This is a genomic window from Streptomyces sp. NPDC021749 (assembly GCF_040640655.1).
Taxonomy (GTDB): Bacteria; Actinomycetota; Actinomycetes; order Streptomycetales; family Streptomycetaceae; genus Streptomyces.
The window spans coordinates 95,081-117,391 of sequence record NZ_JBFACE010000014.1 but is presented as its reverse complement, the minus strand read 5'-3'; the positions used below and the strand labels follow the sequence as shown (position 1 = coordinate 117,391).

Here is a 22,311-nt window from a genome sequence, read left to right as displayed (position 1 = left end):
GGGCGCACGGCAGGCGCGGGAGCGCAGGCGCTCTGCATGCGCTCTGCATGCGCGCCGACCGCCCGAGCCGTCGGCTCCCCTCGACTCCCCCGTAAGGAGCACATGCCCTTACGGTCATGACACGGCGGCTGCTGGATCGTACGTTCCGCACGGACTCGGGGTACGAGGTGCGGTGGGCCACCCTCGGGGAGGGGTCGCCCGGTGCCCGGCTGCACCTCATCGAGGGCGCGGGCCATCTCGTCCAGGAGGACGCACCCGCGGAGCTCACCGCGGCGCTGGCGGACTTCCTGCGTCCGGGCGGCGCAGCTACGGCGCGAGACGGCGGCTGAGTGCGCGGACCGTGTCGGCCGCCTCGGCCGCGCCGGCGCCCTGCTCCCCCGGTGCCACGGCGGACACCGCCGACTCCAGTTCTGCGCGCAGCCGGCTGAGCTCGGCCCGCCGCACCCGGCTCGTACGCTCGAAGTCGGCGATATGACCAGCGAGTTCCGCTTCGAGCGCTTCGAGTCCTTCGAAGCCGCGGCCCCCGGAGGGACCGGCCGGATCGCCCGGGCCCGGCTCCGCCCGGCCGCCGGTGCCCTGGAGCCTGAGCTGGTCGCGGAGGGTGCGGACGGCCGCGGTCAGCTCGCGCAGCGCCGTACCGGTGCTCGCGGCGTCCGCGGTGCGCGACACGGCCGCGGTGCGCGCCCCGCCCGTCGGCGGTCGCGCCGCCACGGATGCCTTCTCCCGCAGCAGTGCGCGCACCCCGGCGGCCTCCGGGGCGCCGAACTCCTCGTAGGCGGCGAGGGCTTCACGCCAGTGCCCCTGGGCGCTCTGCTTGCGGCCCAGCGCGGTCTCGGCCTGCCCCAGCGAGGTCAGCGCATCGGCGCGCCAGCGCTCACCGCCCGGCACCAGCAGTCGCTTGGCGGCGTCCTGGGCGGCGGCCACCGCCTCGCCCGGCCGGATCAGCGCGACCATCTCGGCGGCCATCCGGCTGCGGGTGCGGCCCGCCCACAGGCGCTGGCGGTCCTCCTCGTAGAGCGGCAGCGCCTGGAAGAGTTCGCGCAGCGCATCCGCGTGCCGGCCGGCCGCCGACAGCGCCTCGGCCAGGGCGTACCGGGCGTGCGCGAGGCCCGGGGAGCCGTCGCCGGAGGCGCGGTGCAGGCCCACGCCGCGCTCGGCGAACAGGACGGCGTCGCTGCTGCCGGTCGCCGCCCAGACCCGGGCGAGCGCGCCGAGCACGGCGGCCTCGCCCAGCCGGTCGTCCCGGCCGCGGCAGCGCTCCCAGGCCGCGGCGAGGTGCCGCTCGGCGTCGTCGTACCGCCGTTGGTGCAGGGCGATCACCCCGGCCGCCAGCGGGGCGCGGAAGAGCGTGAGCGGGTCGTTCGCCGCCCGGGCCAGCCGGACCGCCTCCCGGGCCTCCCGTTCGGCACGGGCGAACCGGCCGACGGCGGCCGCGCAGTCCGCGAGCGCGACCCGGGCCCGGGCCTCGGCGCGGGCGTCGCCGGCCGTGGCCGCCCGGGCCGCCACTGCGGCCGCGGCCGGTTCGAACGCGGCGGCGTGCGCCCCGCAGTCCGCCGTCACCTGCGCGAGCAGCAGCAGGTCGGCGGCGCGCCGGACCAGCTTCGGGGCCTCCGCCACGGCCTGCCGGACGAGCGCGAGCGCCGGCGGCGCCTCCTCGGTCCACACGGCCAGGGCCCGGGCGGCGTCCTGAAGGGGCGGCAGACCGGCCGCCGACTCCCGGACGAGGTCCTGCGGCATCCGCTCGCCGGGGTAGCGGAGCGTGTGCACCCGCCGCCCCAGGGCCACGTACCACGACACCAGCCGGGACAGCGCCTCCGTACGCTCCTCCTCGGGCAGCGCCAGCCTCAACTCGCGTACGAGGGGGCGCAGTTCGCCCGCGGGGCCGTAGCGTCCGGGGGCCGTCTCCGTCAGCGCGCCGGCCGACAGCAACTCCTCCAGCAGCGCCTGACAGCGTTCCGCCGGCACGTCGAGCAGGGCCCCTGCGGCACCGGCCGAGAGGTCCGGGCCCTCCGGTACGGACAGCAGCCGCAGGGCCCGTCGCGCGTCCGGGGTGAGCCGGTCGTCGAGCCCCCGGAGCACGGACTGTCCCGACGCCCCGGGCCCGCCCGAAAGTTGCCCGGCCGCGGACGCGGGGGCCTCCGAGGGGTACGTTTCGGCCAGGAGCTCGGTCCACCACCGCGCGAGCCGGACCCGCTGCGCCGCCGCGTACGGCCCGGGCAGCCCGGCGAGCGGTTCGCCGTCCCACAACTCCAGGGCGGCGTCCCGCAGTCGGCGGGCCTCCTCCGGGTCCCGGGCGGCACGCGCACGGGCGATCAGCTGCTCGGCTTCGTCGAGGTCGAGGGCGGGCGGGCTGCCGTCGGGGCCGCGCAGCGCATAGCCGCCCCGCTCGCTGACCAGGAGCTCCCCGTCCTCGCCGAGCGCCCGGCGCAGCCGCGCGGCGTATGTGCGCAGCGCGGCGCGGGCACGGGGCGGGGGCTCGTCCCCCCAGAGGCCGGCGACGAGTTCGGACGCGGTGGCCCGGCGTCCCCGGCGGAGCAGCAGCGCGGCGAGCAGGGCGCGCTGCTGCGGGGAGCCGAGCGCGAGGGGGGCCGCCCCGCGCCGGGCCCGTACCGGCCCGAGGACCGTGAAGCGCAGCTCCGCGGGCGGCGCGGCGGGCAGCACGGCGCGAGGCGGCGCCGGGGCGTCGCGGGTGCGTTCTCCCGGCTCCGGGCCGCTGCCGGTGCGCTGCCCCGGCACCGTGCCGCCCATCCGCTCCAGCACCGGGCTCGCGAGGACGGCGAACGCCCGCGCCGAGGCGTCCAGCCGCAGCTCGCCCTCGTCGTCGCCCATGAGGACGGGGAAGTCCGGCAGCCGCCCCATGTACGGCTCCAGGGAGCGGCCGACCGCCTCGACGACCTCCACGGCCTGTTCGGTGCCGAGCCCGCTGAACAGCAACGCGCGGACGCCCGGCCGGAAGTCGTAGACCGGCTGCACCGGCCGGCCCGCCGGGGGCGCGCCCAGGGCCCGGTCCAGGGTCCGGACGGCGGCCGCGGCCGCGGTCCGGTCGGTGCGCTCCAGCAGGCCGCCGAGCAGGATCTCCGCGACATGGGTGGGGCTCGCGTCGCGCATCGTGGCCGCCCGCACCAGCTGCATCAGCGGCGTGGTCAGCGGGCGGATCGCGGAGAGCCGGACGGCGAGGCGGTAGGCCTCGGGCGAGAACGCACCGCGGAAGTGCGTGAGCAGCTCCTCGGCGCTGCCGAGGGGCGGGGGCGGCGGGGCGGGCGGTGGCGTCCCGGCCAGCAGGGCGGTGTCGATCAGATGCGGCACCCCGGGGCGGGTGAGCAGTCCGACCCACTGCTCCAGGGCGGACGCGGTGGGGTGCAGCACGGGCAGCGCGAACAGTCCGGCCGCCTCCGGGTCGCGCTCACCGCTGAGCGGGTCGCACACCACCAGCCGCCCGGGCGGGTCGAACTCGCCCGGCGCGGACAGGAGTTGGGGACGGGCGTCGAGGGCCGTACCGCGCCACAACCGGCGCGGGAGGGGGTTGATCACGGCCACCGGTCCGCCCCGTCCGCCCGCGGTCAGGGCCTGCACGGCCTGCGGTGCGCGCCAGCCCGGGTCGGTGCCGTCGGTGAGGACGAAGGTGACCGTCGTGTCCCCGGAGCGGCGGCGGTGCAGCGGGCCGCCCGGATCGCGGGGGTCGAGCGCCCGCACCCGGACGGAACGGAATGCCGCACTCCGGACGAGCAGCGTCCGCAGCTCGGCGGCGAGCGAGCCCCACACCTGCATGGCCGGCGAGGTGTCCACCCACAGCTCGGCCGACCAGTGCCGTTCCCGGTCGGGCCGGGCGACGACGTCGAGGAAGCCGGTCTCGGCGGTGAGCCGGACGGTGGCCTCGACGTCGGGGACCGTGCGGTGCGGGTGCTCGCGGGTGCGCCGCAACGGGCGCAGCGCGCCGCCCAGTTGCCGGGCGTCGGGCAGCGCCCGCCCACCGGGCACCCGCGCGGGCCGGGCCCGCCCGCCGTCCGGCCCGCCGCCCTGGCTGCCCATGGCGTAGAGGGCGCGGCGGGGCGGCTCGGAGGCGTCGGAGGGGCTGAGGGGGTCGGCAGGATCGGCGGGACCGGAAGGCTCGGTGGGATCGGCGGGCCGCTCCGGCGCGGTGGTTCCCGCCGCGGCCCGTACGCCGCCGGGGGCCTCTTCGGTCTCGTCGGTCTCGTTGGCCTCGTCGGTCTCGTCAGCCCCAGTGGCCTCCCCCGAATCCCCCGGCTCGCCCGACTCCCCCGGCTCGCCCCGCCGCTGCGGCCCGGTCGCCGCCCCCGGCCGCCCCTCCCCTTCCATCGCCCGTGCCAGCCACAGCACGTCGAGGAGTTCGGTGGCCGTGAGGTCGTACCCGGCGGCCGCCAGCGTCTGCCGCAGTCGGTCCATCATGGCGACAGCGGTTCGTCGAGGCGGTGCAGGACGGCGGCGAGCAGCTCTTCCTTGCCGAGGTCGGCGCCGCTGATCCGCAGGTGGACGGCGGCCAGCAGCTGGTCGGTGGCCAGGGTCTGGGTCTTCGCGCGCTGATGGAAGACCTCGATGAGGTCCTCGGCGGCGGCGACCGCGTCCTCACCCAGGTTGTGTTCGATGATCTTCCGCAGCCGGTCGCCGGTCGGTTCCGGCAGGTCGAGGCGTACGCAGCGGCGCATGAAGGCCGGCGGGAAGTCGCGTTCGCCGTTGCTGGTCATGATGACGACGGGGAAGTGGTCGCAGCGCACCACCCCGCGCCGGACCGTCACCCGCTCCCGGCTTCCGCTCAGGCGCACCTGCACCTCCTGCTGGTGCTCGGGCAGCCGGGCCAGCTCCGGGATCTCGAACTCGCCCTCCTCCAGCACCACCAGCAGGTCGTTGGGCAGGTCGATGTCGGCCTTGTCGAGCTCGTCGACGAGCAGGACCCGGGGGCGGTCGGCGGCCAGGGCGCTGCCCAGCGGGCCGAGGCGCAGGTACTGGCCGATGTCGCCGGCTCCGGCGGCGCGGCGGGCCCGGGGGCGGCGCGCCGAGCCGCGGGCCGCCTCGCGCTCACGGCGCAGCGACGCCTCGCGGAGCCGGCCCACCGCGTCGTAGCGGTAGAGGGCGTCCTGGAGCGTGGAGCGGCTGTTGACCGACCAGCGGAGCACCTCGCCGAGGCCCAGTTCCTCGGCGACCGCGCGGGCCAGCGAGCTCTTGCCGGCGCCGGGGCGGCCGGTGACCAGCAGCGGGCGGTGCAGGTGCAGGGCGGCGTTGACGACGGAGATCTCGTTGCGCTCCAGGAGGTAGGGCGCGCGGGGTGCGGTGCCGCGGGCGGCGGTCAGGCGTCGCCAGGGCGGTGGGGCGGGCAGCTCCGCGGGGCCGCGGAAGACCCACCAGTCCTCCGGCCGGTCCGCGGGGTTGTCGTACCCGTCTGTGGTGCTCTGTCCGGTCACCGCGCGTTCTCCTCGTTCCTTGCTGCGTTCGCGCCCCGGCTCCCCCGCCCCGCGGGGCACCGGTGTGGCTGTCGTTCCGGGGTGCTCATGGCTGGGTCAGTACCCAGGCGTCGGGGGCGAGTTGCGGGGGCCGGTGGTCCGGGGCGTCGTAGAGCAGGGACAGTTTGCGGCCGGGGTGGGTGGAGCTCTCGGGCTCGGCCATCGCCTTGGCCCGTTCGAGCCGGACGACCTCGGGGACCTCGGTGTGGTCCGCACTGTCCACCAGGGCCAGCAGATCCTGGGCGAGGTGCTCGCCGTGGTCGGCGCGGTGCCACAGGACCGTGTGCACGCCCGCCTGGACGCACTGGCGCAGCAGTGTGCCGTGGTGGTGCGGCGGACAGCAGACGATCACCGTGCCGGCGTCGCGGTGGACCTCCAGCTGGGCGCGGGCGACCTTGCGGTCGGTGTGCCGGTGGTCGAGGACGAGCCGCTTGGCGTGCGGCAGGGCGGCGGTGCGCTGCTTCCAGCCGGCGTAGCTCTCCCGTGAGCGCTCGGTGGTGCGGACCACCACCCGGCGGGTGATGCCCGGGGCGAACGGCCCGTCCTCGTCGCTGTCCGGTGATTCCCAGGCGTCGACGTCGAGGCCCAGCCAGGCGCACGGGAGGAAGTACTCCACCAGGGCGGTCTCCGGGTCCTCCCGCACCTCGGTGCGCAGCACCCGGCGGATGTCGTCGACCACCTGCTCGCTCCCCGCCTCGGTGTCCCGGACCAGCGCGAGACGGTGCGGCCGGCCGTCGGCGAAGGTCCAGATCTGGTACGTGAAGCGGCGGCCGGTGGGGGCCGGCAGCAGCTCCACCTGGACCCGGGGGGCGAGGGCCGGTCCGCGGGCGGCGGTGGCCGCCGGCCCGGGCCCGGCCACCGGCGCAGGGGCGGCGACCGTCACATCGGCGCGGAACTGGCTGATCGCCGCCTCGTCCACGCCGGACCGGGCGGCCACCCGCTCCACCCAGGCGTCCAGGTCGTCGGCCGGGTACGGGCCGGCCGCCCGCTCCTCGACGCTGATCCGCACCACCCCTTGGAGCAGCGGTGGCACCGGGGCACCGGTGGTGGGCCCGAAGCCCTCCAGGGCGTCGATGGCATCGGCGAGGCCGGTGACGGCGGGGAGTTCGGGGGCGTGCGGCAGCACTTGGGCGAGGAGGGTGCGGGGGTCGGTGCGGGTGCAGTGCGCCAGCAGGCCGGCCAGGTCGCGGCGCTGACGGGTGGTCAGGTATTCGCCGGGGCGGACCGTGCGGGCCGCGCGGCGCAGCCGCTCCCAGTCCTCGCGGGCGCCGTAGGGGCCGGGGCGGTGATGCGGGTCGTACGGGTCGGGCAGCACCGGGGGTTCCTGGTCGCGGACCACGTCGAGGAGTTCGGGGAGGCCGCGGCGGACGCTCACCGCGAGGCCGACCAGCCGCTCCAGATCGGCGGCCGGGCCCGCCGAGGTCCGGCCGAGCCGGGCGGCCAGCCGCCGCTCGCAGTCCGGCACCGCCTCGCGGCCCTTCAGGACCCGTTCCAGCGCGCTGAGCAGTTGTTGGACGCCGCGGCGGGCGGTGGGCACCGCGGAGGGCGGGAGGGAGGGAAGCTCGGCCTCGATGGCGGGCACGCTGATGGCGTACATCGTCGCGGGCCGGTCCCCGGCGCCTTCGGGGGCGCGGTGGACGGCGACGACCAGTCCGACCACGGCCTGCCGTTCGCGGTCCCACAGCGGTCCGCCGCTGAAGCCCTCGGTGACCTGGGTGCCGCCGAGCACGTCCAGCGCGATCCAGGGCGGCGCCGAGACCCGGGGCACGGCCCGGACCGTGGGCAGCGGATTGCCGCTGGCCCATAACGCGATGGTCTCCCCGGCGTAGTTGTGCTGGAGGAACGGTGCGGGCTCAGCGCCGGGCGGCGGGGCGTCGGTGAGCTCCAGCACCGCGAGGTCGCCGTGGTACGGCACCCGCCCGGGCTCGGCCGGGCCGGGGCCGGTGGCCGTGGCCCGCGGCGGGGTCCACATCGTGCGCACGACCCGGGCGGTCAGGTCCACCCCTGCCGCGACGTGCGGCAGCCGGACCGTGACGGTCTCGCCGGGCCCAGGGATGTCCTGGGAGAAACGCGCCCTGCCCAGGGCGCTGTTGACGACGTGGGCACAGGTCAGGATCAGCCGCTCGGCGACCAGGACGCCCGCGCCGACGGCCCGTTCGCCGTCGCGTACGGAGGCGAAGGACAACTGGAGCGGGGTGTCCGGACCTGCACCGGCGATCATGGCGCGGCACCACCCGAGGTGCCGGGGCCTCCGGGGGTGTCCGGGGCGCCCGTGCCGTCGCGTTCGCCGCGGTCGCCGTCGCGGCGGGCGTCGCGGTCACCGCCGCGGTGGGCGTCGCGGTCACCGGCGCGGTGGGCGTCGCGGTCACCGGCGAGGTTCCAGGTGGCGGAGACCTTGAAGCTGGCCTCGCCGTTGCCGGTGAACACCCCGAGGTGCAGGTCGGAGCCGAGGGTCACCCCGAACTCCACGGTGACCTCGTCCGGGCGGTGGCTGCCGGCCGAGATCGAGCGGTGGATCTGGCCGAGGACGCCGCCGAGCGGCCGCAGTGCCTCCTCCAGGACCTCGCCGCCGCGGGTCAGCGCCCGGCCCATCCGGCCGTCGACGCTGACCGGCTGCGCGGAGCCGAACGCGTCCGGCAGCTCCAACTCGCCGTCAGCGGCCGCTGGTTGACCGGGCGCAGGTCCGGGCGGGCCGTCGGTGGCGGCCGGTGCCTGAGCGCGCAGCCAGACCACGGTCCCGTCTTCCATCGTGAGCGGCACGTCCCCCATGTCGATCAGTCTGACATGAGCCGCATCGCCCCCGCGCGCACTTTTGCGTCACTCTCCGCCCTCTCGCACCGGTGGCCACCTGCGGAAAGTCCGTTCCAGAGGGGGCCGCACGGCACCATCCGGACACGGCCGTGCCGACCCGTCGGATCAGTCCACTCCCAGGGCCCGGGCGAGTTGGCGCGATTGCGCCACCAGCCGGTCCTCCGCATCCCACACCTCCGCGTCCTCCTCAAGGAACCCGCCGGCCAGATTGCGGGTGGTGATGGCGACCCGCAGCGGACCGGGGGCCGGGCGGTGCCGGACGTGGACGGTCAGTTCGACGGTGGGGACCCAGCCGGACAGCCCCATCTCGAACGCGGTGGGCGGCAGCGCGTCGACGGTCAGCAGGAGGGACAGCGGGTCGGGGTCCCGGCCGTCGGCGAGTCCGAACCAGGCGCGCATCTCGCCCCGGCCGGACGGCGCCCCGACCGCCCAGCCCGCGGTCGCCGGGTCCAGCCGGAGGTCGAGCCGCTCGGCGATGGCGGTGCTGCCGGGGATGGCCGGGGCCCCGCCGGGGGCGCTGTCGGCGCCCAGGCAGTGCTCGTACGGCGGGATGGCGGGCGGTTTGGCCGTGGTGCGGACGTCGTCGGGCAGGGCGCCGAGATCGCCGTACGCGGCGAGCACCCGCAGCCGCTCGACCTCGCTGCCGTCCTCCGCGAACTGGACCAGGGTCGCGGTCCCGGTCGACATCGTGCGGCCGGTGCGGACCACTTCGGTGCGGATGACGGCCGGGCCGGGCACGGAGGCGGTGAGGTAGTGCGCGGTGACCGACAGCGGGTCGGGGTGGGGCAGGGCGTCGCCGAGGGCGCGGCCCATGAGGGCGAGGAGGTAGCCGCCGTTGACCGCCTGGATGATCGTCCAGCCCGGGGAGAGCTGGGCTTCGTAGATGCCGGTTGCGCGGCGGGTGACCGCGGTGTCGCGGTCGAACTCACTGTTGCCTGATGAGGTGACCAGAGCCATGGCGGCACCGTACACGGATAAATTACCGACCGGTAGGGTCAGCTTTTCCGGACGCAAGCGGAGAGCGCCGTTCCGGCCCTGCGATGATGACGCCATGCTTCACGTCCTCTACCTGGCCGGCGTCGCGGCCTTCGCGGCGAGCGGGGTGCTGGCCGCCTACCGCGCCAACATGGACCCCTTCGGCGGCCTGGTGCTCGCCTTCGCCGCCTCCATCTCCGGCGGCACGCTGCGCGACCTCATCCTGGACCGGCGGCCGCTGTACTGGACGCACGACTGGGTACTGCTGACCGTGATCATCTGCGTCGGCGTGGGCACCATCATCTATCTGCGGTTCTGGTCCCTGCCCCGGAAATCGCTGCTGGTGGTCGACGCGGTCGGACTGTCCGTGGTCACCGTGATCGGCGCCCGGGCCGCCATCGCGGCGGGCGCCACCCCGCTCGCCGTGATCATCCTGGCGGTGCTCACCGGCGTCACCGGCGAGGTCATCCGCGATGTGCTCTGCGGCGAGTTCCCCCCGCTGCTGCTGCGCGAGGACGTCTACGCCATCGCCGCCCTGGCCGGCGCCGGCTGCCTCCTCCTGCTGCACCACCTCGGCGCCCGGCCCACCCCCGCCGCGGCGATCTCGGCGGGGGTGGTGTTCGCCCTGCGCATGGGCGCGGTCTACCTGGGGCTGCACCTGCCGCGCCCCCAGCAGCTCCGCCCCCGGCCGGGCCGCCGGCCGGACGCCGACTGACCCGCCCGGCAGCGGCGGCCTACTTCCCGGACAGCGCCGGCTTGCTCTCCGTGTACAGCCAGGTGTCGAAGAAGTCCCCCAGCTTCTGCCCGGAGATCTTCTCGGCCAGCGCGACGAACTGGGCGGTGTGCGCGTTGCCGTAGCGGTGGGCCGCGGTCCAGGCCGGCAGCAGCTTGAAGAACGCCTGGTCACCGATGCGTTCGCGGAGCGCCTGGAGCGTCATCGCGCCCCGCCGGTAGACCGCGGCGGAGAACATCGTGTCGCGCTGCGGATCGGCGATCTTCTGCTTCCAGAAGGCGTCGTCGGCGGGGATCGCGTCGTACGCCTTGCGGAAGGCGTCGTGGGCGCTCAGCGTGCCGCGGTGCTCGCTCCACAGCCACTGCGCGTAGCTGGCGAAGCCCTCGTTGAGCCAGATGTCCTTCCACTGCCGCACGGACACCGAGTCGCCGAACCACTGGTGGGCCAGCTCGTGGACGATCGTGGTCTCGCTGCGCACCGCCGAGTAGACCGGCTTGGACTGCACCTCCAGCGAGAACCCGGCCTGCGGCATGTCGTCGACGATCGCGCCGGTCTCCTCGAACGGGTAGCGCCCGAAGACCTTCGACCAGTAGTCGGTGGCCTCCGCGGTGATGCCGTACACGTCCACCTGACCGGTGGGCAGGGTCGGGTCGGTAGCCACGTAGATCGGGATGCCGCCGGGCGTGGTGCCGGTGCGGACGTCGAACTTCCCGATGGTGGCGGTGGCGAGGTAGGTCGCCATCGGGCGGGACTCGCGCCAGTGGGCGTACGAGCGGCCGTGCGCCTCCCCGGAGGCGATCAGCCGGCCGTTGGAGACCCCGGTCAGCCCCTTGGGAGCGTCGATGCGGATGTCGTACGTCGCCTTGTCGCTCGGGTGGTCGCTGGAGGGGAACCACGTCGAGGCGGCGTTCGGCTCGCAGGCGACGAACACCCCGTCCTTGGTCTTCATCCAGCCGTAGTCCGAACCGAAGACGATCGGCCCGCTCAGGGCCTGGGGAACGCCGTGGTAGGCGACCGTGACGGTGAACTTCCCGCCGCGGCGCAGCGGGAAGTCGGGGCGGACGGTTATCTCGTCGCCGGATCTCGCGAAGTGCGCCCGCCGGCCGTTCACCCGCACCGAGTCGACCGTCAGCTTCTGCAGGTCGAGGTCGAAGGCGGAGAGGTTCTGGGTGGCCCGGGCGGTGAGCGTGGTGCGGCCGTCGAGCCGGCCGCTGTCGGGGTGGTAGCTGACGCCGAGGTCGTAGTGCAGGGCGTCGAAGCCGCCGTTGCCCAGTTCGGGGAAGTACGGATCGCCGACGCCGGGCGCGCCGGGGGTCGCCGCGGGGGCGGCGGCGATGGTGGCGGCCGAGGCCACCGCGGTGGCCAGGGCCAGCCAGCGGGAGGTGCGGCGGACGGAGCGGGAGAGTGCCATGAGCCATCCCTTCGGACACACGGATTCACGGTCGATCAAAGATCGAACAACCGTGCTGACTCTGCACCCTTCCGCCCCGCTCCACCCGCGACTTTGCCAAGTCGTCAGGTGTTACTGATCACTTGACGCCGTTCCGGCCGGCTCCCCGGCCGCCGCTGACCCGTCGCCCTCCGCGTTCTCCGGGTGGTGGCAGGCCACTTGATGCCCGCTCCGCAGCGCGACCAGCGGCGGCTCGGTGGTGGTGCACACCTCGGTCGCCTTCCAGCAGCGGGTCCGGAACCGGCAGCCGGAGGGCGGGTTGATCGGCGAGGGCACATCGCCCTTGAGCAGGATCCGGTCCCGCTGGGTGCGACGCTTGGGGTCGGGCACCGGCACCGCGGACAGCAGCGCCTTGGTGTACGGGTGCATCGGCGTCTCGTAGAGCGAGGTGCGGTCGGCCAGCTCCACGATCTTGCCGAGGTACATCACCGCGATCCGGTCCGAGACGTGCCGGATGACCGAGAGGTCGTGGGCGATGATGACGTAGGTCAGGCCCAGCTCCTCCTGCAGGTCGTCCATCAGGTTGACGACCTGCGCCTGGATCGACACGTCCAGCGCGGAGACCGGCTCGTCGGCGACCACCAGCTTGGGCTTGAGCGCCAGCGCCCGGGCGATGCCGATGCGCTGCCGCTGCCCGCCGGAGAACTCGTGCGGATAGCGGTTGTAGTGCTCGGGGCTCAGGCCCACCAGCTCCAGCAGCCGCTGCACCTCCTTCTTCACCCCGCCCTCGGGCTCGACGCCCTGGAGGCGGAAGGGGGTGGAGACGATGCCGCCGATGGTGTGCCGCGGGTTCAGCGAACCGTACGGGTCCTGGAAGATCATCTGGACGTCGCGGCGCATCGGTCGCAGCCTGCCCGTCGACAGATGGGTGATGTCGGTGCCCTGGAACTCGATCGAGCCGCCGGTCGGCTCGTCGAGCCGGGTGATCAGCCGGCCCATCGTCGACTTGCCGCAGCCGGACTCGCCGACCACGCCGAGCGTCTCCCCGGGCCGTACGTCGAAGTCGATGCCGTCGACCGCCTGCACCGCACCGACCTGCCGCTTGAGCAGGCCCTTGGTGATCGGGAAGTGCCGGACCAGCCCGCGCACCCGCAGCAGCGGCTCGGCGTCGTCCCCGGACCCGGCCGGTGCCGTCTCCGCCGACTTCTGGAGCGGGATCGTGGTGTTCTCGTCGTCAGTCGTCTCGGTCACAGCTTCGGCGCAATCTCTTCGGTCCAGATACGCTTCCGCTCCTCCGGCGCCATGTGGCAGGCGGAGAAGTGCCCGCCGCTCGCCTCGCGCAGCTCGGGGCGGACCGTACGGGTGAGGTTGTCCTTGGGGACGTCCGCGTACGGGCAGCGGGGGTTGAAGGCACAGCCGGACGGGACGTTGATCAGGCTGGGCGGGGAGCCCTTGACCGGGATCAGCCGCTCGGTCTGCGCCCGGTCGATGCGCGGCATGGAGCCGAGCAGCCCCCAGGTGTAGGGGTGCTGGGGCTCGTAGAAGACCTTCTCGGCCGGGCCGCGCTCGACGCACCGGCCGCCGTACATCACCAGCAGGTCGTCCGCGAGCTCGGCGACCACGCCCAGGTCGTGGGTGATGATGATGACCGCCGAGCCGAACTCCTTCTGCAGATCGCGGATCAGGTCCAGGATCTGCGCCTGGACGGTGACGTCCAGGGCGGTGGTCGGCTCGTCCGCGATGAGCAGCTCGGGGTTGTTGACCAGCGCCATCGCGATCATCGCGCGCTGGCGCATACCGCCGGAGAACTGGTGCGGATGGTCGTCGACCCGCTTGTCGGGCTGCGGGATGCCGACCCGGTCGAGCATCTCGATCGCCCGCTTGCGCGCGGTCTTCTTGTCCACGTCGTGGTGGACCCGGTAGGCCTCCATGATCTGGCTGCCGACCGAGTAGAAGGGGTGCAGCGCGGACAGCGGGTCCTGGAAGATCATCGCCATCTCGCGGCCGCGCAGCCGGCGCACCTCGTCCGGGTCGGCGGAGACCAGCTCCTTGCCGTCCAGCCAGATCTCGCCGGACATCCGGACCTTGCTGCGCTGCTGGCGCGAGGCGCGGTGCAGGCCCATCACGGCGAGCGAGGTCACCGACTTGCCGGAGCCGGACTCGCCGACGATGCCGAGCGTCTTGCCCTTCTCCAGGCTGAAGGTCAGCCCGTCGACGGACTTCACCAGGCCGTCGTCCGTGGGGAAGTGCACCTTCAGGTCGCGCACTTCGAGGAAGGCGGACGTCTGCGGCGACGATTTCGGGGTGGCCGCCTCGGTGGCGGTCCTGTCCTCGGAGGAGTCGGTCACGAGAGCCTCACCCGCGGGTCGACGGCGGCGTACAGAACGTCCACCACCAGGTTGCATATGACGATGAAGAACGCGGCGAGCAGGGTGACGCCGAGAATGTTCGGCAGGTCGTTGGCGTTGATCGCCTCGACGGCGAAGGCGCCGACTCCCTTGAGCGAGAAGACCTGTTCGGTGATGAGCGCACCGCCGAGCAGCAGGCCGAGGTCCATGCCGAAGACGGTGATGATCGGGGTGAGCGCGGCGCGCAGACCGTGCCGGACGACCACCTTGCGCTCCCGCAGGCCCTTGGCGCGGGCGGTGCGGATGAAGTCCTCGGACAGCGTCTCCAGCATGCCGGCCCGGGTGAGCCGGGCGTAGAGCGCGGAGTAGAGGAAGGCCAGGGTGACCCAGGGCAGCACCAGGGTGCGGGCCCACAGGAACGGGTTGTCCAGCAGCGGCACGTAGTCGCTGCGTTCGAAGATCGGCCACTGGTAGGTGAACAGGGCCAGGGCCAGCGCGCCGGTGAAGAACATCGGGAGGGAGACGCCGGCCAGCGCCACGCCCATCGCCGTACGGTCGAAGAACGAGCCGGGGCGCAGCGCGGAGAGCACGCCGGTGGCGACGCCGGAGACGACCCAGAGCACGGCCGCGCCGGCGGCGAGCGAGAGGGTCACCGGGAGCCGGGACTGGATCTCCGGCCAGACCTCGATGTGGGTCTTGAACGAGTAGCCGAAGCACGGCACGTGGCACGTGGCCGCTTCCGGGCCGAACTTGTAGTCCACGCCGGCGAAGATGCCCTTGAGGAAGTCCCAGTACTGCTCGTACACGGGCTTGTCCAGGCCGAGGTTCTTCTTCACCGCGGCGATGTCCGCGGCCGTGGGGGCCTTTCCGATGTACTGCTGGGCAAGCTGGTCGGCGCTCTGCCCGGCCAGTTTCGGCAGCAGGAAGAAGATGCCGAAAGTGACCGCGCTGACGATCAGCAGCAGGATCACTGCGCTGATCAACCTGCGGATGATGTACGAGAACACGGGGATGCGGCGTCGGCGCCGCGGGCCGGCCGGGACCGGCCCGCGGACACCAATGCCTTCACCTGCCTTCCAGGGCTGCTACTTCTTGACGCCGATGTTGAGGTAGTCGTACTGACCGCTGAAGGCCGACGTGGACACCAGGTTGGTGGCCTTGGGCGAGCGGTACATCAGGACCTTGAAGTAGGTGAGCGGGACCAGCGCCGCCTGCTCCATCGTCTTCTTGTCGATCTCGGCGTACGCCTTCTCGCGGGCCGCCTTGTCGGTGTTGGCGATGGCCGTTTCGAGCAGCTTGTTGATCTCCGGGTCGTCCAGCTGGGACAGGTTGGTGTTGCCGGACTTGCTGATGGCCTTGCCGTTCAGGATCTGCTGCAGGTAGCCGTAGCCGGTGGGGAAGTCGGAGCCCCACTGCATCATGATCAGGCCGACGTTGTTCTTCTTGTTGAACTCCGGCACACCGGCGTAGTCCGAGAAGTACTTGCTCGTCGGGTACGACTGGATCTTGGCGGTGACGCCGATCTTCTTGAGCGACTCGATGACCGAGGTGGCCGCGTCGACCTCGTCCTGGCGGTCGTTGCGGGCCAGGATGGTGGTCGTGGTCTTGCCGGCGCCGCACTTGTCCCAGTGCTTCTTGGCCTCGGTCAGGTCGAGCTTGTCGCCGGCGTACTTCTGCGGGTACAGGTCGTACTTCTGGTAGCCGGCGATGTCGGTCGGCAGGACCGTGGAGGCCAGCTCACCGCGGATCGGGCCGCCGAGCGCGGTCTGCACGGCCTTCTTGTCGATCGCGTACTCGACCGCCTTGCGGCACTCTAGGTTGTCGAACGGCTTGACCTTGGTGTTGATCGCCGTGTAGACGAGGCGCTGGCCGAGCGCGTTGTCGGTGTTGGCCTTCTCCTTGGAGTCGGTCAGGAGCTGGGCCTGCGTCTGGCCGTCGACGCCGCGGCCGGCCAGGTCGACCAGGGTGTTGCCGGACTGAAGGTCCTTGTCGATCGTCGACTGGGCGACCTTCAGGTTCAGCACGATCTTGTCCGGGAGCTGCTTGCGCAGCGGGTCGGTCTTCGCCGACCACTGCGGGTTGCGGACCAGGGTGAGCTGCTTGCCCTCCTGGTAGCTCTGGAACTTGTACGAGCCGGTGGACAGCACGGACTTGGTGTAGTCCGCGCCCTTGTCCTTGGCCTGCGGGACCGGCGCGGTCTGCGGGGCGCTGACCAGGTAGTCGAACTCGGCGAACGGCTTCTTGAGGTGGAAGACGATCGTCTGGTCGTCCGGGGTCTCGATGGACTTCAGACCGGCCTTGCTCTTGTCCTTGTAGGGACCCTTGTAGCCGCCGCCGTCGTTGTCCTTGAGGAACTGCTGGAAGTAGTTCGGGCCCAGCGAGAGCACATCACGCGCGAAGTTGGAGCGCTCCACGGCGTACTTGACGTCCTGCGAGGTGACGGTGGAGCCGTCCTCGTACTTGACGCCCTTGCGGAGCTTGTACGTCCAGGTCTTGCCGCCGTCGCTGGGCTTGCCCATGGACTCGGCGAGGTCCGGCACCAGCTGGTTGCCCTTGGTGCCGGGGCCCGGCTTGAAGGTCGTGAGCGGGCGCGCGTAGAGCCGGCTGAAGTTGTAGATGAAGGCGTAGTAGGTGTTGCCCGGGTCGAACGACTCGGGGGCGTCGCTCATCGCGTAGGTGACCGTGCCGCCCTTGGCGTCCGAGGCGTTGACGATGCCCTTGGTGGCCGCGTTGGCCTCGCCGGAGCCCTCCGAGGAGCCCTTGCCCCCGCTGCAGCCGGCCAGCAAAAGGCCCGCACTGGTGATGGCCGCTATGGTCGCGGCCGGAACTGACCTTCGCATGGTGGTCGGTGTCCCCTTCGTTCGGTCTTCGTACGTCTTCGTTCGGTCTTCGTTCGTCGAGAAACGTCACAACACAAAGCGCGGTGGCGGCCGGGCGGATGCCCGCGGTGCCGTCAGCGGCTGCGCGGGTCCAGCGCGTCCCGCAGACCGTCACCGAGCAGGTTGAACGCGAGCACGGTGACGAAGATCGCGAGGCCGGGGACGATCATGTACTGGGGGTCGACCTCGTAGTACTTGACCGCCTGGTTGAGCATGCCGCCCCACGAGGCCTGGGGCGGCTGGATGCCGACGCCCAGGAAGCTCAGCGCGGCCTCGAAGAGGATGTTGGAGGGGATCAGCAGCGTCGAGTAGACGATGATCGGGCCCACCAGGTTGGGCAGCAGCTCACGGAAGAGGATGAACGGTCCGCGCGCACCCATGCCCCGGGCGGCGTCCACGAATTCCCGCTCGCGCAGCGACAGGGTCTGCGCGCGCACGATCCGTCCCATGTACGGCCAGTTGAAGAAGCCGATCACGAAGATCAGCACCGAGATGTGCAGCGGCAGGCCCTCCAGGCCGAAGGCGCCGCCCTGAAGCGAGGCGGAGATCGCGATGGCGAACAGCAGCAGCGGGAACGCCAGGAAGACGTCCATCATGCGGCTGATGAAGGCGTCCACCCGCCCGCGGTAGAAGCCGGCGATCACTCCGAGCACGGTGCCGATGGCGACCGACAGCAGGGTGGCGCCGAACGCCACGATCAGCGACACCCAGGAGCCCTCCAGGACCCGGGCGAGCAGATCGCGGCCGAACTTCGGGTCCACGCCGAGCGGGTGGTCCCCGCTCATTCCGCCGAAGTCCCCCTTGGGCAGCGTGGTGTTGGGGTCGATCAGCGACTCGTTGGGCGCGTTGGGGTCCAGCCCCAGCAGCGCCTGCAGCGGACGGGAGAACGCCGCGACGACGATCAGCAGGATGACAACGATGGCACCCGCCACCGCGACCTTGTCCCGCCGGAAGCGCAGCCATGCGATCTGGCCGAGCGAGCGCCCTTCGATGCGCTTGCTCGCCACGCCCTCCAGCACCGCTTCCGGCTGCGCCTCGGCAGCCGCCCCGGTGGTCTCGATCGGTGCGGTCACGGTGCCTTTGACCCCTCTCGGCCGACGGTGGCCGGCCCCTGCCCGCCGCGGTAGCGGCCTGGTTCACGTCAAGTGGTGCACTGCGGAGCAAGTCCGGTGGTCCTCGCGGGAGTTCATCTCGCGGAAGGGAGCGGTTCACACGACGCCGCCCGGAATCACGCTCGCACAAAGGACCGAGGCCCTTGTTGTTTCCGGAGTCTTCATCCCCTTCGCGATCAGTCACCAGCCCTGGCGGGGAAAGGATGCGCAACTGTGATGTGCTCCACGACGTTCCGTTATACGGACACAAGTTCGGGCTGAGCGGAGCGAAGGGCCGCGGGAGAATGCCTCAACCGCGGTGTGTACGGGGCGAATTCACCGTAGGACACCCGCCGGAGCGCTACGCTCCGGCGGGAGAGACCAGCTGTCAGTAAGGGCGCGGGTAGCCGTAGCCGTACGAGGGGGCCGGCGGCTGGGCCGGCTGCTGGGTGTAGCCGTCACGGTCGAAGAACGGCCGGGCGGCGGCCCGCATCCACATGGCGACCGGGTCGTACTCGTCGTTCATCGCGACCGTGGAGACCGGCAGTCCGTCCGGAACGGCACCGATCGACTGCTGGATCATCAACCGGGCCGAATCCACCGCCTGCGGGCCGGTGTCGTACAGATCCAGACCGATCGCCAGATACGGGGCGCCGAGCGCGGGCTGCACCCAGGCGCGGCGCAACGAGCGTACGGCGGGCGTGCGATGGGCGTTCTGCGCCAGCAGGGCGTAGAACTGCGGGATGTCGATGACCGGTTCGGAGATCCGCAGCGGGCCGGCGGGCAGCCGGTCGAGGCCGCCGGCGATCCGGCGCAGATCGAGCCACGGAATGCCGACTCCACCACCGGGAGCGTGCGGATTCAGCCACAGCCCCCAGCGGTCGGGGAAGAGCGCGGCGGCGATGTCCGGGCCGCTGACGACCTCGTGGTCGCGGTTCCAGCCGGAGGCGGCGAGTTCGGGCGCGGAGGTCACGCACGGGGCGTAGCCGAGGCCGTCGACCTCCATGTTCCCGTACTGCGCGTCGGGCGAACCGGCCCGGCCGTGCCAGAGCAGCATCCAGACCTGACCGGCGGCAAGTGCGTGCAACAGCGCCTCGTAGGCGTCGTAACGGCCGGGCGAGACCTGCTGCAGCAGCTGCTCCAGCTGTCCGGCCGCCGCCGGCCCCTGATGCGCACCCGCACTCACGTGGTCCGTCCCTTCTCTCGGCAGGGCACGTGTGGGTGCGCCCGCGCGTCATCCAACCAGCTTAGAGCTTGCCGATGGTCCAGGGCCGGAAGGCCGCGGGGTCCGCAACGACGGCGGCCCCTAGGAGTGGTCGCGGGAGTAGAAGGGCCGCACCCGCTCCAGCATCCAGTCGGCGACCGGGTCGCCCTGGGCGAGGTCGAGCATGACGAGCTGGACGGGCCAGGGCACCGGCACCGCGCCCAGGGCGCGTCCCAGGCCGGCGAGCACCGCGTCGCGGGCCGAGCCGTCGTGCAGCGCCTCGGGGGCCGTGGCGACCTGGACACCGACGAACAGCGCGGGCGTGTCGCCCTCCACACTGGCCAGGACACGCCGGGCAGTCAGGACAATTCCGACGCCGGAGAACTCCAGTCCGGCGGCGGCCAGGAAGTCCACCGGCTCGTCCTGCCAGTCCGGTTCGAAGAGCCGGACCCGGGCGCCGCTCGGCAGTGCCGCGCTGTCCGGTTCCTGACGTCCCGAGCGACACAATTCGGCCACCGCGGGCGGCGGCAGCGGGACGCCGACCGTCCCGTCCGGATTCACCGCGATCCCGACCTTCGGCGGCAGCCCGCGGGCGAACTCCCGGGCCGGGGCGACGGTGAAGGACATGTGCGAGCCGACGACCCGCAGGAACTCCTGCTCGGAGCTGTAGACGGGGACGTAGGCCAGTCCGCCGATGTCGACGGTGGGCAGGTCCAGTCCGGCGGTACCGAGCCCCGCGCCGTCCGGACCGCCGCCGTTGGGCAGCGGCACCCAGAGCCGGCTGCGGCCCAGGACCTCGACGATCCGGCCGCCGGCGCCGGGATGCCCGACCGACGCGGCCAGCACCTCTTCCAGCTCGTTCGCCGGCCAGGCCAGCTGAGGTATCCCCTGCTCCGGAAAGTTCATCTGCATCCACCCGTGTTCCACACCGCACTCGCACTTTCTGGCCCAAGACCCTAGACGAGGGGAGGCGGAGGCCGCGCCCACCGGGCGGGTCACGCCGCGGCGGGCGGCGGCGCGGACGGAAGAGCCGCGGCGGTCAGCGGAAGGTGAGGGTTTCCAGGGCGCTCGCCGCACGGCGGTCCAGCAGCACGGCCGAGGCGAACCCCCGGGGCAGCCGCGCCGCCTCCGCGCCGTCGACCAGCCGGGACACCGCCCGGCGGTGCCGGGCGAAGGCGTACCCCGAGACCCCGCGGCCGCGCGCCTCCTGGCCGGCCCGGGCCACCTCGGGTGTCACGTCGAGCAGCACGAGATGCAGCCCGCGGCCGCCGCGGCCGGCCGCCCGGGCGATCCAGCGGCGCACCCACGCCAGCGTCCCGCAGTCGTGCACCACCACGCTGCGGCCGGAGCGCAGCGCCCGGCCGAGCGCGAGGTAGTGCGCGGCCCGGACCAGCGGGCGGTACAGGCCGTAGGGCAGCCGGCGCAGCCGGCCGCGTTCCCAGCGCTCGCGGACGTCCTGGGAGTCGATCCGGTGCACCTCGGCGCCGCCGCCGTCCAGCGTCGGGACGACGCGGTGCATCAGGGTGCTCTTGCCGCTGCCGGGCAGGCCGGAGACGACCACCAGGTCGCCGGGCGGGAAGCGCAGCTCGGCGGCGGGCCGGGCCCGGCGCCCGCCGCGGAGGTCCACCACCCGTGCGCCGCGCCCCGGCCGCACGACCGGGCGGGCCGGGCGCCGGGCCCGGGAGGCGGCGGCGCGGACCGCCGCCGGCTCTTCGGGTCCGGCCCCCGAAGCGGCCGCGAGTGCCGCGTCCCTGTGCACCGTGATCACCCTCCCCGTCCGGGTTGTGTCCGGGTTGCGGTCCGGCCCGGGGCCGGTTCCCTACCCGCACAGTGTCAAGAAAAGGTAATGGCCATCAAGGCGATTGTCCGATCCGCCCACGTCGGGGACGGTGCGGCAACCGGGCCTCCTGTATTCGGCGATCCCGTGCAATGATGTGCGCGCCACGTGCACATCCCGTTTCACTCGTGCACCGCCAACTGCATACCGGCCGCTTGAATCCGCGCGGGAGAGTCCCCGGCCGCCACGGCGGGGCGCCGAAGGAGCAAGTCCTCCCTTGAATCTCTCAGGCCCCTATACCGCGCGGGCGAGGCAGATCTGAAAAGCGAGCCGGCCCGGCCCACGGGGCGGCTCCACCCAAGGTGCAAACCGGGCCCGTTCGCGGGCTCCCGGTGAACCTCTCAGGTTCCGATGACAGATGGGGAGAACGTCTTGTCACCCCTGCCTGGGAGCCCAGAACCATGACTGATGCCCCCCGCCGCACCGCGCTCGATGCCACGCATCGGGCACTCGGCGCGACCATGACCGACTTCGCCGGCTGGGACATGCCACTGCGCTACGGCAGCGAGCGCGACGAGCACGTCGCGGTCCGCACCCGCGCCGGTCTCTTCGACCTCTCCCACATGGGCGAGATCACCGTCACCGGCCCGCAGGCCGCCGACCTCCTCGACTTCGCCCTGGTCGGCAACATCGGCGGGGTGAAGACCGGCCGCGCCCGGTACACCATGATCTGCAACGCCGAGGGCGGCATCCTCGACGACCTGATCGTCTACCGCCTCGCCGACCAGGAGTACATGGTCGTCGCCAATGCCTCCAACGCCCAGGTCGTGCTGGACGCGCTGACCGCCCGGGGCGGCGGCTTCGACGCCGTGGTCCGGGACGACCGGGACGCCTACGCACTGCTCGCGGTCCAGGGCCCGGAGTCGCCCGGCATCCTCAAGAAGGTGACCGACGCGGACCTGGACGGCCTGAAGTACTACGCCGGCCTGCCCGGCACGGTCGCCGGCGTCGAGGCGCTGATCGCCCGTACCGGCTACACCGGCGAGGACGGCTTCGAGCTGTTCGTCCGGCCGGCCGACGCGGTCGCCCTCTGGGAGGCGCTGACCGAGGCCGGCAAGGACGCCGGCCTGGTGCCGTGCGGCCTGTCCTGCCGGGACACCCTGCGCCTGGAGGCGGGCATGCCGCTGTACGGGCACGAGCTCACCACCGCCACCACCCCGTTCGACGCGGGCCTGGGCCGGGTCGTGAAGTTCGAGAAGACGGCCAACAACGGCGACTTCGTCGGCCGCGCCGCGCTGGAGAGGGCCGCCGAACGCGCCGAGACCGCCCCGCCGCGCAAGCTGGTCGGGCTGATCGCCGAGGGCCGCCGGGTCCCGCGCGCGGGCTACCCGGTCGTCTCCGCCGACGGCACGGTGATCGGCGAGGTCACCTCGGGCGCCCCCTCCCCCACGCTCGGCAAGCCGATCGCCATCGCGTACGTCGACGCGGCATACGCCACCCCGGGCACCGAGGGTGTCCGCGTGGACATCCGTGGAAGCCATGAGCCGTACGAGGTCATCGCGCTGCCCTTCTACAAGCGGCAGAAGTAGCGGTTCCGCCCCGGCGGACCGGACGGCGGCGCGCCACCGCGCGTCTCACTGTGCAAGA

Annotated in this window: 16 protein-coding genes, 1 pseudogene and 1 riboswitch; of the genes and pseudogenes, 3 read left to right on the top strand and 14 right to left on the bottom strand. The window is 73.0% G+C overall.

All coding sequences use genetic code 11. The annotated features are described in order from the left end of the window. Positions 1 to 197 precede the first annotated feature (197 nt). A pseudogene (locus tag AB0G35_RS16525) lies at positions 198 to 329 on the top strand (alpha/beta hydrolase); the annotation flags it as partial. Here the strand turns inward: AB0G35_RS16525 and AB0G35_RS16520 are convergent. The 5 genes from AB0G35_RS16520 to AB0G35_RS16500 all read right to left on the bottom strand — a co-directional run bounded on the left by AB0G35_RS16520 (position 307) and on the right by AB0G35_RS16500 (position 9,224). Then, the gene (locus AB0G35_RS16520; RefSeq protein ID WP_360949127.1) at positions 307 to 4,407 is read right to left on the bottom strand and encodes an SAV_2336 N-terminal domain-related protein; all 4,101 of its coding nucleotides are present in this window, start codon (positions 4,405 to 4,407) and stop codon (positions 307 to 309) included. The pseudogene AB0G35_RS16525 and the gene AB0G35_RS16520 overlap by 23 nt on opposite strands. After that, positions 4,404 to 5,417 carry a MoxR family ATPase gene (locus tag AB0G35_RS16515; protein ID WP_360949125.1) on the bottom strand — a complete coding sequence of 338 codons (1,014 nt, stop codon included), beginning with the start codon at positions 5,415 to 5,417 and terminating at the stop codon, positions 4,404 to 4,406. The genes AB0G35_RS16520 and AB0G35_RS16515 overlap by 4 nt, the downstream gene beginning before the upstream one ends. A gap of 85 nt (positions 5,418 to 5,502) precedes the next feature. After that, complete coding sequence (locus AB0G35_RS16510; protein ID WP_360949123.1) at positions 5,503 to 7,677, bottom strand: trypsin-like peptidase domain-containing protein; 2,175 nt, start codon at positions 7,675 to 7,677, stop codon at positions 5,503 to 5,505. Next, positions 7,674 to 8,225 carry a CU044_2847 family protein gene (locus tag AB0G35_RS16505; protein WP_360949121.1) on the bottom strand — a complete coding sequence of 184 codons (552 nt, stop codon included), beginning with the start codon at positions 8,223 to 8,225 and terminating at the stop codon, positions 7,674 to 7,676. The genes AB0G35_RS16510 and AB0G35_RS16505 overlap by 4 nt, the downstream gene beginning before the upstream one ends. Before the next feature lie 147 nt (positions 8,226 to 8,372). After that, on the bottom strand, positions 8,373 to 9,224 hold the full coding sequence (locus tag AB0G35_RS16500) for a thioesterase family protein (protein WP_360949119.1): 852 nt from the start codon (positions 9,222 to 9,224) through the stop codon (positions 8,373 to 8,375). Positions 9,225 to 9,318: 94 nt separating this feature from the next. On the opposite strand from AB0G35_RS16500, the gene AB0G35_RS16495 reads away from it, so the two are divergent. After that, the gene (locus AB0G35_RS16495; protein WP_360949117.1) at positions 9,319 to 9,957 is read left to right on the top strand and encodes a trimeric intracellular cation channel family protein; all 639 of its coding nucleotides are present in this window, start codon (positions 9,319 to 9,321) and stop codon (positions 9,955 to 9,957) included. A 19-nt stretch (positions 9,958 to 9,976) separates the two neighbouring features. Here AB0G35_RS16495 and AB0G35_RS16490 read toward each other — a convergent pair whose 3' ends face one another. The 9 genes from AB0G35_RS16490 to AB0G35_RS16450 all read right to left on the bottom strand — a co-directional run bounded on the left by AB0G35_RS16490 (position 9,977) and on the right by AB0G35_RS16450 (position 20,652). Then, positions 9,977 to 11,386 carry a M1 family metallopeptidase gene (locus AB0G35_RS16490; RefSeq protein ID WP_360949115.1) on the bottom strand — a complete coding sequence of 470 codons (1,410 nt, stop codon included), beginning with the start codon at positions 11,384 to 11,386 and terminating at the stop codon, positions 9,977 to 9,979. A gap of 111 nt (positions 11,387 to 11,497) precedes the next feature. Beyond that, positions 11,498 to 12,583, bottom strand: a complete 1,086-nt coding sequence (locus AB0G35_RS16485) for a dipeptide ABC transporter ATP-binding protein (RefSeq protein WP_360949262.1) — start codon at positions 12,581 to 12,583, stop codon at positions 11,498 to 11,500. Between the two features lie 29 nt (positions 12,584 to 12,612). After that, on the bottom strand, positions 12,613 to 13,713 hold the full coding sequence (locus tag AB0G35_RS16480; RefSeq protein WP_360949113.1) for an ABC transporter ATP-binding protein: 1,101 nt from the start codon (positions 13,711 to 13,713) through the stop codon (positions 12,613 to 12,615). Beyond that, complete coding sequence (locus AB0G35_RS16475; protein ID WP_360949111.1) at positions 13,710 to 14,720, bottom strand: ABC transporter permease; 1,011 nt, start codon at positions 14,718 to 14,720, stop codon at positions 13,710 to 13,712. The genes AB0G35_RS16480 and AB0G35_RS16475 overlap by 4 nt, the downstream gene beginning before the upstream one ends. A 78-nt stretch (positions 14,721 to 14,798) precedes the next feature. Further along, positions 14,799 to 16,553, bottom strand: a complete 1,755-nt coding sequence (locus AB0G35_RS16470; RefSeq protein ID WP_360949109.1) for an ABC transporter substrate-binding protein — start codon at positions 16,551 to 16,553, stop codon at positions 14,799 to 14,801. 113 nt (positions 16,554 to 16,666) lie between these two features. Next, on the bottom strand, positions 16,667 to 17,665 hold the full coding sequence (locus AB0G35_RS16465) for an ABC transporter permease (RefSeq protein WP_360949107.1): 999 nt from the start codon (positions 17,663 to 17,665) through the stop codon (positions 16,667 to 16,669). A gap of 406 nt (positions 17,666 to 18,071) precedes the next feature. Beyond that, positions 18,072 to 18,869: an enhanced serine sensitivity protein SseB C-terminal domain-containing protein gene (locus AB0G35_RS16460; RefSeq protein WP_360949105.1), complete on the bottom strand. Its 798-nt coding sequence runs from the start codon at positions 18,867 to 18,869 to the stop codon at positions 18,072 to 18,074. A gap of 120 nt (positions 18,870 to 18,989) precedes the next feature. After that, a complete protein-coding gene (locus AB0G35_RS16455) occupies positions 18,990 to 19,793 on the bottom strand; it encodes an enhanced serine sensitivity protein SseB (RefSeq protein ID WP_360949103.1) in 804 nt (267 codons plus the stop codon). Between the two features lie 133 nt (positions 19,794 to 19,926). Continuing rightward, positions 19,927 to 20,652 (bottom strand): AAA family ATPase, encoded by a 726-nt coding sequence (locus tag AB0G35_RS16450; protein ID WP_360949260.1) that lies wholly within the window; start codon positions 20,650 to 20,652, stop codon positions 19,927 to 19,929. Between the two features lie 228 nt (positions 20,653 to 20,880). Then, positions 20,881 to 20,976, top strand: a riboswitch (glycine riboswitch). A 149-nt stretch (positions 20,977 to 21,125) separates the two neighbouring features. On the opposite strand from AB0G35_RS16450, the gene gcvT reads away from it, so the two are divergent. Next, positions 21,126 to 22,253, top strand: coding sequence for a glycine cleavage system aminomethyltransferase GcvT (gcvT, locus tag AB0G35_RS16445; protein ID WP_360949101.1), 1,128 nt, complete (start codon positions 21,126 to 21,128; stop codon positions 22,251 to 22,253). Positions 22,254 to 22,311: the final 58 nt, after the last annotated feature.

Bases quoted from the DNA above. Each gene is read 5' to 3' on its own strand.
- AB0G35_RS16455 (WP_360949103.1), bottom strand. From the start codon at position 19,793: ATGAACTTTCCGGAGCAGGGGATACCTCAGCTGGCCTGGCCGGCGAAC.
- AB0G35_RS16500 (WP_360949119.1), bottom strand. From the start codon at position 9,224: ATGGCTCTGGTCACCTCATCAGGCAACAGTGAGTTCGACCGCGACACC.
- AB0G35_RS16495 (WP_360949117.1), top strand. From the start codon at position 9,319: ATGCTTCACGTCCTCTACCTGGCCGGCGTCGCGGCCTTCGCGGCGAGC.
- AB0G35_RS16510 (WP_360949123.1), bottom strand. From the start codon at position 7,677: ATGATCGCCGGTGCAGGTCCGGACACCCCGCTCCAGTTGTCCTTCGCC.
- AB0G35_RS16520 (WP_360949127.1), bottom strand. From the start codon at position 4,407: ATGATGGACCGACTGCGGCAGACGCTGGCGGCCGCCGGGTACGACCTC.
- AB0G35_RS16505 (WP_360949121.1), bottom strand. From the start codon at position 8,225: ATGGGGGACGTGCCGCTCACGATGGAAGACGGGACCGTGGTCTGGCTG.
- AB0G35_RS16470 (WP_360949109.1), bottom strand. From the start codon at position 16,553: ATGCGAAGGTCAGTTCCGGCCGCGACCATAGCGGCCATCACCAGTGCG.
- gcvT (WP_360949101.1), top strand. From the start codon at position 21,126: ATGACTGATGCCCCCCGCCGCACCGCGCTCGATGCCACGCATCGGGCA.
- AB0G35_RS16490 (WP_360949115.1), bottom strand. From the start codon at position 11,386: ATGGCACTCTCCCGCTCCGTCCGCCGCACCTCCCGCTGGCTGGCCCTG.